The sequence below is a fragment of the Herbaspirillum rhizosphaerae genome (assembly GCF_001189965.1).
Lineage (GTDB): Bacteria > Pseudomonadota > Gammaproteobacteria > Burkholderiales > Burkholderiaceae_D > Herbaspirillum > Herbaspirillum rhizosphaerae.
Window position 1 is genome coordinate 1 of the sequence record NZ_LFLU01000052.1, and the last position, 205, is coordinate 205.

The window sequence follows — 205 nt, forward strand, 5'->3', positions numbered from 1 at the left end:
CTCCTCCCAGCCTCAGCGTCCGCATCAACTGGACCGCTCGCGCCATGCAGCGCCGCAGGTGTTCGAACGCCTGCGCGAAGCCATCATCACGATGCAGCTCACGCCCGGCACCGTGCTGTCGCGCGCCGAGCTGGCCTTGCAGTTCGGCGCGCGACAGCACGGTGCCGGGCGTGAGCTGCATCGTGATGATGGCTTCGCGCAGGCG

At 69.3% G+C, this 205-nt stretch carries 1 pseudogene; it reads left to right on the forward strand.

What is annotated here, in order from left to right:
* Positions 1–28: 28 nt before the first annotated feature.
* Positions 29–205: pseudogene (locus AKL25_RS23600) on the forward strand (GntR family transcriptional regulator); the annotation flags it as partial.